Annotated in this window: 16 protein-coding genes; 11 read left to right on the top strand and 5 right to left on the bottom strand. The window is 56.8% G+C overall.

The annotated features are described in order from the left end of the window. Positions 1 to 96: 96 nt before the first annotated feature. Complete coding sequence (locus tag MKS11_RS09490; protein WP_004203711.1) at positions 97 to 1290, bottom strand: zinc-dependent alcohol dehydrogenase; 1194 nt, start codon at positions 1288 to 1290, stop codon at positions 97 to 99. A gap of 631 nt (positions 1291 to 1921) precedes the next feature. Between MKS11_RS09490 and MKS11_RS09485 the strand changes: the two genes are divergently transcribed. The 6 genes from MKS11_RS09485 to cydB all read left to right on the top strand — a co-directional run bounded on the left by MKS11_RS09485 (position 1922) and on the right by cydB (position 6597). After that, positions 1922 to 2107, top strand: a complete 186-nt coding sequence (locus MKS11_RS09485) for a general stress protein (protein ID WP_004150795.1) — start codon at positions 1922 to 1924, stop codon at positions 2105 to 2107. Between the two features lie 90 nt (positions 2108 to 2197). Continuing rightward, the gene (locus MKS11_RS09480) at positions 2198 to 2692 is read left to right on the top strand and encodes a ferritin-like domain-containing protein (RefSeq protein ID WP_008807707.1); all 495 of its coding nucleotides are present in this window, start codon (positions 2198 to 2200) and stop codon (positions 2690 to 2692) included. A gap of 26 nt (positions 2693 to 2718) precedes the next feature. Then, complete coding sequence (locus tag MKS11_RS09475) at positions 2719 to 3225, top strand: ferritin-like domain-containing protein (RefSeq protein ID WP_004203713.1); 507 nt, start codon at positions 2719 to 2721, stop codon at positions 3223 to 3225. A gap of 16 nt (positions 3226 to 3241) precedes the next feature. After that, positions 3242 to 4129 carry a manganese catalase family protein gene (locus tag MKS11_RS09470; RefSeq protein WP_004140512.1) on the top strand — a complete coding sequence of 296 codons (888 nt, stop codon included), beginning with the start codon at positions 3242 to 3244 and terminating at the stop codon, positions 4127 to 4129. Between the two features lie 54 nt (positions 4130 to 4183). Further along, positions 4184 to 5590, top strand: coding sequence for a cytochrome ubiquinol oxidase subunit I (locus MKS11_RS09465; protein ID WP_004203714.1), 1407 nt, complete (start codon positions 4184 to 4186; stop codon positions 5588 to 5590). Then, on the top strand, positions 5587 to 6597 hold the full coding sequence (cydB, locus tag MKS11_RS09460) for a cytochrome d ubiquinol oxidase subunit II (protein ID WP_023317966.1): 1011 nt from the start codon (positions 5587 to 5589) through the stop codon (positions 6595 to 6597). Before MKS11_RS09465 ends, cydB begins: the two co-directional genes overlap by 4 nt. On the opposite strand, the gene MKS11_RS09455 is transcribed toward cydB, so the two are convergent. Then, the gene (locus tag MKS11_RS09455; protein WP_072042507.1) at positions 6515 to 6913 is read right to left on the bottom strand and encodes an FUSC family protein; all 399 of its coding nucleotides are present in this window, start codon (positions 6911 to 6913) and stop codon (positions 6515 to 6517) included. The two genes, cydB and MKS11_RS09455, sit on opposite strands and share 83 nt — an antisense overlap. Before the next feature lie 40 nt (positions 6914 to 6953). Next, positions 6954 to 7151: a hypothetical protein gene (locus tag MKS11_RS09450; RefSeq protein ID WP_284109512.1), complete on the bottom strand. Its 198-nt coding sequence runs from the start codon at positions 7149 to 7151 to the stop codon at positions 6954 to 6956. A 567-nt stretch (positions 7152 to 7718) separates the two neighbouring features. On the opposite strand from MKS11_RS09450, the gene MKS11_RS09445 reads away from it, so the two are divergent. The 4 genes from MKS11_RS09445 to MKS11_RS09430 all read left to right on the top strand — a co-directional run bounded on the left by MKS11_RS09445 (position 7719) and on the right by MKS11_RS09430 (position 10211). Further along, a complete protein-coding gene (locus MKS11_RS09445; RefSeq protein ID WP_114267605.1) occupies positions 7719 to 8351 on the top strand; it encodes a helix-turn-helix domain-containing protein in 633 nt (210 codons plus the stop codon). Between the two features lie 45 nt (positions 8352 to 8396). After that, a complete protein-coding gene (locus tag MKS11_RS09440; RefSeq protein WP_032425982.1) occupies positions 8397 to 8552 on the top strand; it encodes a hypothetical protein in 156 nt (51 codons plus the stop codon). A 426-nt stretch (positions 8553 to 8978) separates the two neighbouring features. Further along, positions 8979 to 9665 carry an EAL domain-containing protein gene (locus MKS11_RS09435; protein ID WP_004203719.1) on the top strand — a complete coding sequence of 229 codons (687 nt, stop codon included), beginning with the start codon at positions 8979 to 8981 and terminating at the stop codon, positions 9663 to 9665. Positions 9666 to 9800: 135 nt separating this feature from the next. Continuing rightward, positions 9801 to 10211 carry a Spy/CpxP family protein refolding chaperone gene (locus MKS11_RS09430; RefSeq protein WP_017898654.1) on the top strand — a complete coding sequence of 137 codons (411 nt, stop codon included), beginning with the start codon at positions 9801 to 9803 and terminating at the stop codon, positions 10209 to 10211. A gap of 85 nt (positions 10212 to 10296) precedes the next feature. On the opposite strand, the gene MKS11_RS09425 is transcribed toward MKS11_RS09430, so the two are convergent. Beyond that, positions 10297 to 11799: a UbiD family decarboxylase gene (locus MKS11_RS09425; RefSeq protein WP_284109511.1), complete on the bottom strand. Its 1503-nt coding sequence runs from the start codon at positions 11797 to 11799 to the stop codon at positions 10297 to 10299. Positions 11800 to 11920: 121 nt separating this feature from the next. Here MKS11_RS09425 and MKS11_RS09420 point away from each other — a divergent pair, with 121 nt between their 5' ends. Continuing rightward, a complete protein-coding gene (locus MKS11_RS09420; protein ID WP_032425984.1) occupies positions 11921 to 12820 on the top strand; it encodes a LysR substrate-binding domain-containing protein in 900 nt (299 codons plus the stop codon). Here the strand turns inward: MKS11_RS09420 and MKS11_RS09415 are convergent. Further along, the gene (locus MKS11_RS09415; RefSeq protein ID WP_284109510.1) at positions 12817 to 14601 is read right to left on the bottom strand and encodes a sensor domain-containing diguanylate cyclase; all 1785 of its coding nucleotides are present in this window, start codon (positions 14599 to 14601) and stop codon (positions 12817 to 12819) included. The genes MKS11_RS09420 and MKS11_RS09415 overlap by 4 nt on opposite strands. Positions 14602 to 14624 lie beyond the last annotated feature (23 nt).

Raw genomic sequence — 14624 nt, 5'->3', positions numbered from 1 at the left:
TTAACGGCTGTATCAGCGACGGCCGGCCAGCGCATGCTGTTTTTATAGCACGGCGCAGACTGGCCTCCGAGGGATTTCGCTGCGTTAATCTCCGCCTCAAAGCGTTGCCTTTCCGGGCTGCATCCCCGGCACGAGGATCACTTTGCGGCATGCCTCTTCACGTTTCTCAAAGATCTGATAGCCGCGCGCGGCCTCCTCCAGAGGCATATGGTGAGTGACAATCTCCTCCGGGGTGAGCAACCCTTGCTCAATAAGCGCCAGTAGATCCGGCAACCAGGCATGGACGTGGGTTTGACCCATTCTGAAGGTCAGCCCCTTATCAAAGGCATCGCCAAACATAAATCCGTGAATGAAACCGGCGTAAACCCCGGGCACGCTGACGATGCCGCCGCGGCGCACGGCAGCGATGCACTGGCGCAGCGCTTTCCCGCTGCTGCCCTCGATTTTCAGGGTGCTGAGGACGGTTTCCGTAAGGCTGCCTTTCGCCTCGAAGCCGACGGCGTCAATCACCGCATCGACGCCGCGATGGCCGGCGGTGTTGTCGATAATCCACTGCGCCGGATCGTCATGGTGGTCGAAGTTTATCGGGATCGCGCCATAGCGCCGCTGCGCGAAGTCGAGTCGGTAATCGTTATGATCGATGATAAATATCTGCTCTGCGCCATTGAGCCTGGCGCAGGAGGCACACAGCAGGCCAACCGGGCCGGCGCCAAAAATAGCCACGCTGCTGCCGGGTTTGACCTCGGCGTTTTTTACCGCCTGCCAGGCGGTAGGCAGAATATCTGACAGAAACAGCACCTTTTCATCGGGTAAGGTGTCCGGCACTTTAAACGGTCCGGTATTGGCTTTGGGAACGCGCACATATTCCGCCTGGCCGCCTGGGATCCCGCCGTACAAATCGCTGTAGCCGAACAGGGCCGCCGGTGGCGAAATGCCTTTTCGGTTGAGCGTCGCCCCCTGGCCGCTATTGGTGCTTTCGCAGGCGGCATATTGCTGCAGGCGACAAAAGAAGCAGTCTCCGCAGGCGATGACAAACGGGATAACCACCCGATCACCTTTACGAACCGCGGTGACCTCGGAACCGGCTTCCACCACTTCCCCCATAAATTCATGGCCGAAAATATCACCATGGTGCGTGCCGGGGATCTTACCGCGGTAAAGGTGCAGATCGGAACCGCAGATCGCCGTCGCCGTGACGCGCAGAATAATATCGTCCGGCGCCTCAAGGGCCGGGTCGGGCATGGTGTCGACGCTGACATGATGGGGGCCATGATAAGTGAGTGCTTTCATAAAGTCTTCTCCTGGAGAGAATGGCTGATAGCAGCAGGCGAAAAGGCATTGTGACCTAACGTTATTGCCGCCGATAAACCACAGTAAAAATAAAGCGTAGAGTACTTATAATGGAACTGCGTGATATTCCACTCAGTGAATGTATTCCACGCTTCGCTTATTTAGCGGCTGGTTTGTTGAGGTTATTTTAGGTTATTTGCCTATTCCCCTTATGTATGCCAGGCTTAATAGGGCATGATATTCGCTCCGTTTTATTTTCCAGCCGCTTCCCCAGCGGCTTTTTTTTTGGCCTTAAAAAAAGAAAAAATCTGAATTTCAACCAGACTAAGGGAATTACTGCCGCTTCGTTATATAACCCAACAGGAGTACTCCGCCGGTATAAATAATTCTTTGCCACAATGGTGCTCTGTGTGCATTATTTCCCTGAACACAGTAAGTTAGCGGTAATGTACCGTCTGGTTATTTTTGATGTGTTTTGTAGAATTATTCCGAATTACTCCTAAAAGGCATCAAAAACACGGGATAATAATTTGACTAACCAGCATTACCCGCTAGATTTAAATATCGAACGACGAGTGATACGGAATATTTTCGTATCTTACTGACATAACCGATATACATGAGGTGAAATATGGCAGAGCATCGTGGTGGTTCCGGAAATTTTGCTGAAGACCGTGAAAAAGCTTCTGAAGCAGGTCGTAAAGGTGGTCAGCACAGCGGCGGGAACTTTAAAAACGATCCGCAGCGTGCGTCTGAAGCGGGTAAAAAAGGCGGACAAAACAGCCACGGTGGTGGCCGCAAGTCCGATAATTCCTGATTATCCTTTTCCTTGCACCCTGAAGTGAAAGTATCTCCTGCGAGTCTGTCACAGACTCGCAGTTATTTTCTGACTCCAGAAGGTATTTCTATGAATATGAAAAGCATTGAAGATGTATTTATTCACCTGCTCTCAGATACCTACAGCGCAGAGAAACAATTAACCCGCGGGCTGGCAAAACTGGCCAGAGCGGCGTCCAGTGAAAAACTCAGCGCGGCGTTCAATGCTCATCTTGAAGAAACCCAGGGCCAGATTGAACGTATCGACCAGATTATTGAGCAGGAATCTGGTCTGAAAATCAAACGCATGAAATGCGTGGCCATGGAAGGATTGATCGAAGAGGCCAATGAAGTCGTTGAGAGCACGGAAAAAAATGAGGTACGCGATGCCGCGTTAATTGCCGCTGCGCAAAAGGTCGAGCATTACGAAATTGCCAGTTACGGTACCCTGGTTACCCTGGCGGAACAGTTGGGTTATAAAAAAGCGGTCAAACTGCTGGCCGAAACCCTGGAAGAAGAAAAGCAAACCGATGTTAAATTAACCGACCTGGCGGTAGGTAATATTAATAAAAAAGCGGAAAAATAAACGCTCCCTGACACGAGGAAATCACGATGAATCACATTGAACATTATCATGACTGGCTACGAGATGCGCATGCCATGGAAAAACAGGCAGAATCCATGCTGGAATCAATGGCTGGCCGTATCGATAATTATCCGGATCTCCGTGCCAGAATCGAACAGCATATTAATGAGACCAAACGGCAAATTACCGTGCTGGAAGAGATCCTCGACCGCAACGACATTTCGCGCTCGGTGATTAAAGATTCGATGAGTAAAATGGCGGCTCTTGGCCAGTCCATTGGCGGAATGTTTCCTTCCGATGAAATCGTCAAAGGCTCGATCAGCGGGTACGTTTTCGAGCAGTTTGAGATCGCCTGCTATACCTCTCTGCTGGCGGCCGCTGAAAAAGCGGGCGATACCGCCTCCATCCCAGCCATTGAGGCCATCCTGGCGGAAGAGCGGGAAATGGCCGACTGGCTGATCAAACATATTCCTCAGACCACGGAGCAGTTTCTCCTGCGTTCAGATGCTGACGGCGTAGAAGCGAAAAAATAACCCAGGAGGCAGGCCTATGTTTCGTCATGTGAAACAACTGCAGTATACCGTGCGCGTTGCTGAACCCAACCCGGGGCTCGCGAATTTACTGCTCGAACAGTTTGGCGGCCCTCAGGGCGAGCTGGCCGCCGCGTGTCGTTATTTCACTCAGGGATTAAGCGATGACGATCCCGGCCGTAAAGACATGCTGATGGATATCGCGACAGAGGAGCTAAGCCATCTGGAGATCATTGGCACCCTGGTCGGCATGCTAAATAAAGGCGCCAAAGGGGCGCTGGCGGAGGGCACCGAGAGCGAGGCGGAACTCTATCGTTCGCTCACCGCCAACGGCAACGACAGCCATATTACGTCGCTGCTCTACGGCGGCGGTACTCCGCTGACCAACTCGGCGGGCGTGCCGTGGACAGCGGCCTACATTGATACTATCGGCGAACCCACCGCAGACCTGCGATCGAACGTCGCGGCGGAGGCGAGGGCGAAGATCGTCTATGAACGGCTGATCAACGTGACCGACGATCCCGGCGTGAAGGACGCGCTGGCGTTCCTGATGACTCGCGAAGCGGCGCATCAGCTCTCTTTTGAGAAAGCGCTGCAGTCGATTCGTAATAACTATCCACCGGGCAAACTGCCGCCCATTAGCGAGTACGCGAACACCTACTACAATATGTCTGAGGGTGGAGAAGTACGCGGCAGCTGGAACAGTGACAAACACTTCGATTATGTCAAGGATCCGCAGCCGGCCGTGGATGGCGGAGATGGCAGCGCCTCTGTCGGCCTGACGCCGGAGCAGGAAGCGCTGTGCAAAGCGATGCTGAAGCGAACACAGTCTGACCCGCAGGGTGATCCTTTGACCGGCGCCGAACTCGGCGCCGGTAAGCAAAACACGTCATCATCGGCTAAGTGATGTTCGCATAAGCCCCGGCTGCGGCCGGGGCGTTTCACAATGATGGTGCGGATTATGTTTGAATTTGACGCGTTTCATCTGGCCCGACTGCAATTTGCCTTTACCGTTTCCTTCCATATTCTGTTTCCGGCCATCACCATCGGCCTTGCCAGCTACCTTGTGGTGCTGGAGGGGATGTGGCTGAGAACCCGGGATAACGTCTGGCGCTCGCTCTACAACTTCTGGCTGAAAATTTTCGCCGTCAATTTTGGTATGGGCGTGGTTTCCGGATTAGTCATGTCCTATCAGTTCGGCACCAACTGGAGCGGATTCTCTCAATTTGCCGGCAGTATTACCGGCCCGCTGCTGCTGTATGAAGTGCTGACAGCCTTCTTCCTCGAAGCGGGATTCCTCGGCGTGATGCTGTTCGGCTGGAGCAAGGTGCCGCCAGCGCTGCATTTTTTTACCACCTGCATGGTAGCCCTTGGCACCCTGGTCTCCACCTTCTGGATCCTCGCCTCCAATAGCTGGATGCAGACGCCGCAGGGTTTTACCCTCGAAAATGGCCACCTCATCCCGCAGGACTGGCTGGCGATTATCTTTAATCCCTCGTTCCCGTATCGCTTATTCCATATGGCGATCGCCGCGTTTCTCAGTAGCGCCATGTTCGTCGGGGCCTCCGCCGCTTGGCATCTGCTGCGCGGCAACGACTCGCCGGCCATCCGCAAAATGCTGTCGATGGCGATGTGGATGGCGCTGCTGGTGGCGCCCATCCAGGCGGTGGTGGGGGATATGCATGGCCTTAACACCCTTGAGCATCAGCCGGCGAAGATTGCGGCGATTGAAGGACACTGGGAAAACCGGCCCGGCGAGGCCACCCCGTTGCTGCTGTTTGGTCTGCCGGATATGGAGCAGGAGCGCACCCGCTATGGCCTGGAGATCCCGGCGCTCGGCAGCCTGATCCTCACCCATAGCCTGCATAAGCAGGTGCCGGCCCTGAAAGATTTCCCGAAAGAGGACCGGCCCTATTCGCCCGCCGTGTTCTGGTCGTTTCGCATTATGGTTGGGATGGGGGTGTTGATGATCGCCTTAGGGATCTGCAGCGCCTGGCTTCGCTATCGGCGGCGGCTGTACCATTCGCGTCCCTTCCAGTGGTTTGCGCTCTGTATGGGTCCCGCCGGTCTGATTGCGCTGGTCGCCGGGTGGGTGACCACCGAGATGGGCCGTCAGCCGTGGGTGATCTACGGTTTGCTGCGCACCCGGGACGCGGTGTCGTTGCACAGTACGCTGCAGATGGCTATTAGCCTGCTGGTGTTTATCGTGGTCTACTGCGCGGTGTTTGGCGTGGGGTATTACTATATCTTCCGGCTTATCAAAAAAGGGCCGCAGCCGGTGACGGAGCTGACCTCGCAAACCGCAGGTACCCCGGCGCGTCCGCTCTCGGCGGCAGAGCCGGTGCGGGATGAGGAGAACGCATCATGAGCATCGATATCTCGGTGATTTGGTTTGTCATCATTGTCTTCGCCACGTTGATGTATATCGTGATGGATGGTTTCGATTTAGGCATCGGAATGCTGTTCAGCGTGGTGCATGACGCCGAAGAGCGCGACGTGATGGTTAACAGCGTGGCGCCCGTCTGGGATGGTAACGAAACCTGGCTGGTGCTCGGCGGGGCAGGGCTGTTCGGCGCCTTTCCGTTGGCTTACGCGGTGATCACCGATGCGCTGGTTATCCCGCTGACGGCGATGCTCATCGGCCTGATTTTCCGCGGCGTGGCGTTTGAGTTTCGCTTTAAAGCGGTTCCCTCGCATCGCACCTTCTGGGACTATGCCTTCGCTGGCGGCTCGCTGCTGGCGACCTTCAGCCAGGGGATTGTCGTCGGCGCGTTTATCAACGGCTTTGCGGTGGCTGACCGCCGCTTCGCCGGCTCGACGCTGGACTGGCTTACCCCCTTCAATCTGTTCTGCGGTCTGGGGCTGGTAGTAGCCTATCTGCTGTTGGGCACCACGTGGCTGATCATGAAAAGCGAAGGCGCGTTGCAGCAACGGATGCGCGAGCTGACCCGCAAGGCGCTGCTGGCGTTGATGGCGGTGATCGCGGTGGTCAGCGTCTGGACGCCGTTGGGCTGGCGCTACGTGGCGGAACGCTGGTTTACGCTGCCCAATTTCTTCTGGTTCGTGCCGGTGCCGATCCTGGTGCTGACCCTGAGCTTGTGGATCTGGCGCCTGAGTGCGCGCCCCGCAAGCCATGCTCGTCCCTTTATCCTGACGCTGGGCCTGATATTCCTCGGCTTCAGCGGGCTGGGAATCAGCGTCTGGCCGAACATTATTCCGCCGCACATCTCCCTGTGGGATGCCGCCGCGCCGCCCTCCAGCCAGGTATTTATGCTGCCGGGGGCGCTGCTGATCATCCCGGTGATCCTGATGTATACCGCCTGGAGCTATTACGTCTTTCGCGGCAAAGTGTCCGGCAGCGAAGGCTATCACTGAGCGAGATACGCGCCGGCGGCCCGGGAATGAACCAGATAGTCGCGGGCAGACCGGCCCCGTTCCCTTCTTGCTTGGGCAGGGTGTCAATATGGGGGCGCACCGGCAGCCCGAAGCCGTCGGTCAGGTCGGCGCTTAAGATACCGATCGTTATCTTCTCCACCCGGATCACCGCAGGGTCAAAAAGGGTTCCGGGCCTGGAGACGGCGGCAAAGCCCAACAGGCGCAAGGTGTCACCCGCCAACAGGAAAGCGTACCCACGCGATGGGCGTTCAATCAGGGGCAGGCTGTGACTCCCTGCGAGCCACAGAGCCCGCATGATGCTGGCCTGACGCCCGCCGGGGAAGGCGGGCAGAGGCTTACCCTTTTGGCGACTTGATCTTAATAATAAATCGCTCATTCACCCGGGTGATCCTCGCGCCAATGTCGCCAAACTCGGTGGCGATTTTAAAAAAATCGTCTGCGGCGACGTCAAAATCGAGTTCGATTTTCTGATGTTGTCCTGTCGCCAGTAACTCATAGAAATGGTCAAGGCTGCGGGCTTTTTCGCTGGGCATCGTATTTCTCCATGGTCAACCAATCAGCAGGGCGTTTATGACTTATAGCGCATTCCGGATTATTCAGCAGAATGGTAATGGCGCCTGATATAAGATTATGCAATGACAGTAAGAGTGAGGTAGGGCGATATTATTCCGTGTTGTTAAACCGTGCGGTCGCGCGTTTGCCGGCGATACCATGACGGCAGGAACCATCCTGCGGCGTCGGCTGATGATAGACATTGTTTGATGACAATTTGATGTCAGTAAAATGAACCTGCAAGGGCTCGGGATTTCATATCGCTAAATAATTTTTAATCTGTGGCTGTTAAGGTAGTTCTTAACTACCTTATGGTGATGGGGCTTTATTTTTATGGCCAACGGCGAGGGAACAACGATGCAATTACTTGATTTATTCGCAGGCTTATTGTGGTTAAGCAGCGTTATTTTCCTGCTGTTTGTTCTTGATGTGGTCATCACCCGTTATCTTTATCGTAAATAACCGACAGAGGCGACGGCGCTGGGCATAGGGTACCGCGCCGGAGGATGATAGTATAACGCCGGGACTGATTCAGGAAGGAATGTGCGGTGCTCGGGAGAATTGATTACGATATTGAAAAATACCAGTTTACCGAAGCCGGTGAAACGTCGCGGCTGCGGGAGCAGTGGCGAGAAGTCTATCAGGAGTGCCGTCAGCTGCAGGCCGGGGCAGAGGAGCGTCTGCGCATTGCGTTGCTGAACGTCGACTATGTCACCAGCTTCGAGCTGCCTTTTCGCCTGCTGCTGGTGCGCGCGCCGCAGCTGATCGCCGACGTTCGCGAGACGCTGCAGCTCAGTCGTAAAGCCGCCGTTTTCAACGGCAAACGTTACGGCTGCGTCTACAGTTTGAAGCAGGATTTACAGGCTGTACCGGAGAGCTTTCATTACCACCTGACAAACCGTATTCGTCGCGTCGAGGCGACGGGCCAAACGGCGGCGCCGTACCAGCAGATCGCCCGGGAGATTAAACCAGCCCGGGATCGACTCCGGCAGGCATTAATCGCCGGCCTGCCGGTTACCGCGCTGGATGCCCTGTTCTGGTTCGGCAGTCAGCGGGTGGCGGCGGACATTGCCCAGCTGCGCCGGTCCGGTATGGCCATTGTCACTGAGGAGGTGGAGGTCAGCGACACTCTGTTCAATACCACCCGGCGGGTACCGGTTTATCGTCTGGCCAGCGCGTGAGCGGGCCTCCCTTCGCCCAGCCGCTGCCTCTGCAGGCAGTCGACCATTGCTCCATCAAACCAGACGCACAGGCCTCTGGCGGCATGCCGCGGAGCCGGTTCCAGCCACGCGCTGGCGCTGAGCATGACTAGCATCAGCGCCAGCGGAACCCCGTATATTCTTCTCACTACCCTTTTCCCACTTCGCCTCTTTTGCCAGTAAGGTAGCGGGAAAATATGACGTTTCGTTGACCCGTCTGCCTGATTTATCGCCTGCAGACGGCGTGGCAGGCGGGCCGTGCCGGGTGATGCGTTATTGATCTTCGGCATAAAAATGCCAAAAACTGGCGGCTTGTTTTTTTTCGGTTTTATTACTCCATGCTTTTTTCCCCGTAGAGAAAAAGCATGAAGCCGCAATGCCTGGTGTTGGATTATTTTGTAACTAGCTGGTTTGAAGCGATATTTTAATTTTGACTTAGGTGGGGATGACAGCGGTGGCAAATTTATATTAATTCACTTTACCGATCAATAAATTATATCTTGATAGCTTTTAGCTATCGAATGTTTCTTATCGATCATTTTAAACTATTTTTGTTGGCGGGAAATATATGACATGCTTTAACCCTTTCTTATTTCTGGTATTTTTTAAATGGTTAAAGAAAACGTGAAAAATACCTCTTATCGCTTCGTTCTGGAGCCCGCTATTAGCGATGATGGTGCCTACCACTCGTGGGAATTGCTCACTAAAGACATTATAGCACCCGCACAAAATAACACCTCCGCGCCCACGTTTTCTTTCTCCACGCTCACCGAACGCGACAAGCTTGCACTATTTACCCGGCAAATCGAATTGCTTTCCGTCTTTGATTTTTCCCAGGTCGATAATAAGCCGATCTCGCTGAATATTGATGATTTATTAAGCCATTTTATTCTGACCGATCGCTATCTGTGTGATTTTCTGCGCGCCAGTAAATACATCGCCCTGGAAATAAATGAGAATTTTCATGAGTTTATCGCCGGTCGCGAACTGACGGCGCTGAGCACGCTGGCGGCGCTTTGCCCGGTCTGGCTGGATGACTTTGGACGCGGACGAACGACTTTCCGGCTGCTGGAGCGATTTCGCTTCGATTGCGTCAAAGTGGATAAAGATTATTTCTGGGACAAAGAAAACGATCCCGCTTTGCCTGGGCTGTTACAGGCTATTCATACCCTGACCGGGCATGTGATTGTGGAGGGGATCGAAACCGAAAAGCAAAAACGGTTAATCACTGCGGCCGGGGATATCATTGGTCAGGGCCGTTACTGGAAGGATGAATATATCTTTCTCTGCTGCTGAGCCCCCACCGGGGCGAGGTTTCGGTGACCTGCCATTCTTTTCTTATCCAGTTTTAAACGAATGCTTTGTTACAGATAGGCTTTATTCCCGCGATGATAATCCCGTCTCTTTTACTTGCCTGAAGGATAACTCATTGTGAATACACGCTTGCGTAACACCCTGATCGCCATTGCGCTGACCACCTGCTTCACTGCCGCCAGCCAGGCGTCGACCTCGGCTGACGTGCCGTCTGTCTCGCAGGACCCGGTCGTCCAGCATCTGAAGCTGAGTGAGGAGCAGGTCGCCAAAATCCAGGCGCTGCGTCAGGGATTCGAAAACAATGTGAGCCAGATTAAAATCAGCGGCTATCAGGACGGCGCCCTGGCCGACGTTATTCACTCCGGGAAATGGGATGAAGCTAAAGTCAAACAGCAGCTGGCTGCTTTTGGCCAGCTGGATCAGCAGGTGCGCTACTATCGTGTGAAATACTACTTTGACGTCAGCCAGGTGCTGACTGCCGAGCAGCGTGAGCAGGTGAAAAAAGACCTCGCCGCGGCGATTAATTAACCCGGCCTTCGCCATCCGCTCCGGATGGCGCTGAATCGGGCGACAGACGCCGCGTGTCCGGCGCCAGTCGCCCAGCTTGACTGACTTACTGACCGTGGCCGTTTTCCAGACGGGCGAAATACTCCGGAGCAAACGGACGCGGGTCGACATCGGCAAACGGCGCACGCTCAAAGTGTGGCTTCAGCGCCCAGGGGACCGTGCAGTCAAAAATCGTCTTGCAGCTGATACCTTCCCCGCGGATCGACGGACTGTATTCCGGCGTCTGGGAAGGATCGAGCTGGTGACCGCGGATACCGGGGAGGGTGGTGATGCTGACATCCCCCTGCATGCGGGTGGTCATCGCCCACAGGATATCGTCGCTGTCAAAGATATCGACATCCTCATCAACCAGAATGATGTTTTTCAGTTCGGAATAGGTCGCCAGTGCCAGCAGCGCAGCCTGTCCCTGACGACCTTCGTCGGCGGGCTGACGTTTTTTCACCTGCAGGATCCCCAGAAATTTACCGCCGCCCGCGGTGTGGGCGTAGACATTTTGTAAGAAGCCCGGGATGGCAGCCTCGACGGCATTCCAGATACTGGCTTCCGTCGGCAGCCCAGCGAGGGTGGTATGCTCTTCCCCCGGTCCCACCAGCGTCTGCAGGATCGCATTGTGCCGCATGGTGACCGCTTTGACTTTGATCACCGGCAGCGACGGGTTGGCGCCGCCGCAGTAGCCGGGAAATTCCGGCATCGCGTGGCCGCTGTTGGTGTGCTGATCCTCTCTGACGCGCACGCCGGGCAGCAGTTCGCCTTCAATAACGATCTCGGCGCGGGCGATGGCTTTCTCCGGGACGCTGACGCCCTGCACCAGCTCCACCGGGCGCTGACGCAGCGCGCCGGCCACGCCCAGTTCGTTATAGCCAAACGGCGTGGTGGGGGCTTCGAAGCAGGCGCCAATATAGATGGCCGGATCGAGACCCATATTGATGGTTATCGGCAGCGGTTTTCCGGCTGCCTCGGCTTTCTGGCGAAACACTTCGATATGGCGGCCGGCGGCAAGAAACATCGACAGCTCATCCCGGCCCTGCACGCACAAGCGGTGGATGGTGACGTCGGTGAGCGAGGCGTCGTCAGGATCGCTGGCCAGCGCCAGGCCCAGGCAGAAGAAGGGGCCGGCGTCGATCGGGGTGTTGGTGGGCGCCGGGAGCAGGGTGCGCAAATCAAAGTCCGGATCGTCGGCCAGAAAGATCTGCTCCTGACAGGGGGCGCTGTCGGCCGGGACGACTACCGGCGCGACCGGTGTTTTCACCGCTTTACCCACCTCCAGCGCCAGCTGCGAAGCTTCGCAGCCCAGCAGCAGCGCTGCCCGCTGGCGGCTGGCGTGCATGCCCACCAGAATGCGCGAATGCGGATAGCCCTTAATATTGTTAAACATCATCGCCGGGCCAATGCGGGTGGGGCGCTTCACGGTGCCGCCGGCGCCGATATGGCGATAAACGCCGGCCAGCTCGGCGTTAGGGTCCACCGGATGATTGGTTTCGAGGTATTGATTGTCATGCTGTTGCAGCAGCGCGATGGCGTCGTGCAGATCCTGAATCGGTGCGGTCATGATGTTCTCCTTAGCGTGTCGATGCGCACAGTATGCTTCGCAGGCTAATGGTTATCAATTGCATCATTCATGCTTTATTGATAATATTTTTATTATCAATAAAACCCACCGGAGTCCGGCCATGTCCTTGCGAGCGTTACGCCATTTTGTGGTCGTTGCCGAAGAGTTACATATGCACCGGGCGGCGGAGCGGTTGCATATCGCCCAGCCCGCCCTCAGCCAGCAGATCAAACAGCTCGAGCAGCGTCTGGGGGTGGTGCTCTTCTCCCGCGCTAACCGCCGTCTGACCCTGACCGCCGCGGGCGAGGCCTTTTGGCAGAAGACGCGGCTGGCGCTGGAGATGGTCGACCAGGCGGCACTGGACGCCCAGCGCACCGCGCGGGGCGAGCAGGGAAGACTGCATCTGGGGTATGTCTCCAGCGCGATGTACGACAGCAAACTGCCGGGGCTCCTGCGCGAGCTGCGCGCCGACTGGCCGGGGATTGAGCTGTCGCTGGTGCATGGCGATGTGCAAATGCTCTACGAAGCGCTGCTGGATCTGCGCCTGGATATCGCCATCATCCGCGCGCCGCTGGCCTCGCCGCCGGACGCGCTGGTGGTCAGGCCGTTTATGCGGGAAAAGCTCTGTCTGGCGCTCTATCAGCAGCATCCACTGGCAGGGGTAGGGGCGCTCAATCTGGCCTCATTGCGCGCGGATAACTGGATCTCTCTTAACGATCCGCAGGGCACCGGGCTGGAGCAGGTATTTATTGACGCCTGCCGCGTCGCGGGCTTTACGCCGCAGGTGGCGCAGCGGGTCAACGACGTCACCTCGATGATTAGCCTGGTCTCCGCCGGGGTCGGGGTGGCCCTGGTTCCGGTCTCGGCGCGGGCCTTACGCCTCGATAACGTGGTGTACATCGATCTTCAGGACCGGCTGGCGGAGAGTGAGCTGAGCATGGTTTACCACCGCCATATCCGTTCGGCGGTAGTACGGAAAGTCATCTCGCTGCTCAATGCGACTGAGCACTCACCCGGTTAACCGGTCTTCAGGCGGCCAAAGCTGACAATCCTTGAGCGGCCCAGCTCTTTCGCCCGGTACAGCGCGGCGTCCGCCGCGCGCAGCAGGCTGTCGCTTTGGGTATGCTGCGGATAGCTGGCGATACCAATCGACACATCCACCTGACCTATTTCGGTCAGACCATCGCGCAGCGTCATATTATGCACCTGGGTATAGATCTCGCTGGCGCACTGGTGCGCCTCGGCTTCGTCAATGCCGGGGAGCAGCACCAGAAACTCCTCGCCGCCGTAGCGGAAAGCCATGCCGATATCGCGCACCGCGCGCTGCACGATGGTGGCGACGCTCTTAATCACCAGATCCCCGGCCTCGTGGCCGTAGCGATCATTGATGGCTTTAAAATGATCGATGTCGATCATCAGACAGCTCAGCGGGGTGTGGGTATGGACCGCCAGCGCCATCTGTGAATGCAGCGCTTCGTCAAGATGATGGCGATTACGCAGGCCGGTCAGGGAATCGAACAGCGCTTTTTCCAGCAGGGCGCTGCGTAAACGCTGATTGGCCAGCGCCAGGCCCAGCGCTTCCGCCATCAGCTCAAGGTAGGCCCGGGAAGGGGCGTCACTGGCGGTAACGTTCTGAAAGGTCAGCAGCCCGATGGCTTCGCCCTGGGCGATAAGCGGTACGCAGAGCGACTGGCCGGCGTGCTCCTCCGGCAGATGATAGCAGGTGATATCGGGTTCGCCCTGCACCGGCGGATGGCTGAGTCCCCGACGTATCGCCCAGCAGTCGTCGGGTGAAAAGGGCGTCGTCTCCCCCGGGGGCGCCAGCCACTGCGCCACGCAGCGCATCTGCCAGGGATCGGTATCCAGAATATACAGTTTCCCGGGGATCGTCGGGGCGATATTCGGCGCAAACAGTTCTGCCACCTTAATCACATCCTCAATGGTTTCACAGCCCTGCAGCCGCTGGGTCATGCGCGCCAGCAGTTCGCGGATCGCCCAGTCGGCGTCGCGCTGCTGATCCAGCTGCTGGCGGGCCAGGCCGTTCTCGCGAAAAATGCGGATGGCCTGGGCCATATCGCCAATCTCATCCACCTGAGTGAACTGCGGCGTCTCCACCGCATAGTCCTGGGAGGCGAGACGCTGCACCACGTCGCTCAGGCGAACCACCGGGTAGAGCACCCGGCGTTTGAGAATAAAGCCGAGGACGAACAAAAACATCAGGGCGGTCAGGCCGACCATGATTTCCGACAGGGTTCGCCAGATCCGCGAGCGGTCGGTGGCCTGGTCAATGGCAACGGCGGCGCGATTTTCGAGCATCTGGCGGAAGCGATCGATCTGCGTCTGCATACGTTCCAGCTCGGTCTCGTACGCTTTGCCATACAGTATCGCGATGGCCGCTGGCGCATCGCCGTTGGCGACATGCGCCAGGGCGGCCTGCTGTTCATCCTGAAGTTCAGCGGCAATCTGCAGGCCATCGTGCAGCAGCGCCAGCTCCTCGCGGTTGGCGCCGTTATCTTTCAATCTGGCCAGCCGCAGCTCAATGCTTTTGTCGCTCCGCTGCAGCTGCTGATACTGCTCCAGCGTCTCCGGCGAGGGCTTAACCACGTATAGCCGGGCGAGGTCAGACAACGCCCAGGCGTCGTTTTCCACCTCGTCGGAGAGGGTATCAAAGACCTGGCGCTGCTGTACCGCCTGGCGTTCGACGCGGTCAGCGCTGGAGGCCATGAGCATGGCGCTCCCGGATGCCAGCGTCAGGCCGACGGTGATCCCGTAGGCCCAGTTGGTGATGGTGGCGATTCTCACCCTGTGTTTCCTTGCATGCAGAT

Source organism: Klebsiella sp. K5-45 (genome assembly GCF_030128605.1).
Taxonomy (GTDB): Bacteria; Pseudomonadota; Gammaproteobacteria; order Enterobacterales; family Enterobacteriaceae; genus Klebsiella; species Klebsiella quasipneumoniae.
Note: the sequence above shows the minus strand (reverse complement) of the source record. Positions and strands in the feature narration are given on the sequence as shown.

Bases quoted from the DNA above. Each gene is read 5' to 3' on its own strand.
- MKS11_RS09490 (WP_004203711.1), bottom strand. From the start codon at position 1,290: ATGAAAGCACTCACTTATCATGGCCCCCATCATGTCAGCGTCGACACC.
- MKS11_RS09485 (WP_004150795.1), top strand. From the start codon at position 1,922: ATGGCAGAGCATCGTGGTGGTTCCGGAAATTTTGCTGAAGACCGTGAA.
- MKS11_RS09480 (WP_008807707.1), top strand. From the start codon at position 2,198: ATGAATATGAAAAGCATTGAAGATGTATTTATTCACCTGCTCTCAGAT.
- MKS11_RS09475 (WP_004203713.1), top strand. From the start codon at position 2,719: ATGAATCACATTGAACATTATCATGACTGGCTACGAGATGCGCATGCC.
- MKS11_RS09470 (WP_004140512.1), top strand. From the start codon at position 3,242: ATGTTTCGTCATGTGAAACAACTGCAGTATACCGTGCGCGTTGCTGAA.
- MKS11_RS09465 (WP_004203714.1), top strand. From the start codon at position 4,184: ATGTTTGAATTTGACGCGTTTCATCTGGCCCGACTGCAATTTGCCTTT.
- cydB (WP_023317966.1), top strand. From the start codon at position 5,587: ATGAGCATCGATATCTCGGTGATTTGGTTTGTCATCATTGTCTTCGCC.
- MKS11_RS09455 (WP_072042507.1), bottom strand. From the start codon at position 6,913: ATGCGGGCTCTGTGGCTCGCAGGGAGTCACAGCCTGCCCCTGATTGAA.
- MKS11_RS09450 (WP_284109512.1), bottom strand. From the start codon at position 7,151: ATGCCCAGCGAAAAAGCCCGCAGCCTTGACCATTTCTATGAGTTACTG.
- MKS11_RS09435 (WP_004203719.1), top strand. From the start codon at position 8,979: ATGGTTAAAGAAAACGTGAAAAATACCTCTTATCGCTTCGTTCTGGAG.
- MKS11_RS09425 (WP_284109511.1), bottom strand. From the start codon at position 11,799: ATGACCGCACCGATTCAGGATCTGCACGACGCCATCGCGCTGCTGCAA.
- MKS11_RS09420 (WP_032425984.1), top strand. From the start codon at position 11,921: ATGTCCTTGCGAGCGTTACGCCATTTTGTGGTCGTTGCCGAAGAGTTA.